Consider the following 284-nt stretch of genomic DNA (forward strand, 5'->3'; position numbering starts at 1 on the left):
GAGGAATTGCTGACTCAACTTGACGATACCCTCGGGATACGTCGCCGAGAAAAGCAGCGTTTGCCGTTCCTTCGGGCATTGCCTGACCACCGTCGCGATGTCGTCGAAGAAACCCATGTCGAGCATGCGGTCGGCTTCATCGAGCACGAGTGTATTGAGCGATTGCAGCGGCAGACTGCCGCGCTCGAGGTGATCCATGATGCGGCCCGGCGTGCCGACCACGATATGCGCGCCGTGTTCGAGACTCGCGGTTTGCGGACGCATCGGCGTGCCGCCGCACAAGG

General features: G+C 61.6%; 1 protein-coding gene. It reads right to left on the reverse strand.

Annotated elements, in window-relative coordinates; translation table 11 throughout:
• Positions 1-284 (reverse strand): DEAD/DEAH box helicase (locus tag SB753_RS36475; RefSeq protein ID WP_410804980.1); only part of this gene is annotated, 284 nt, incomplete at both ends.

This window comes from Paraburkholderia sp. SIMBA_053 (assembly GCF_046534895.1).
Classification (GTDB): domain Bacteria; phylum Pseudomonadota; class Gammaproteobacteria; order Burkholderiales; family Burkholderiaceae; genus Paraburkholderia; species Paraburkholderia caledonica.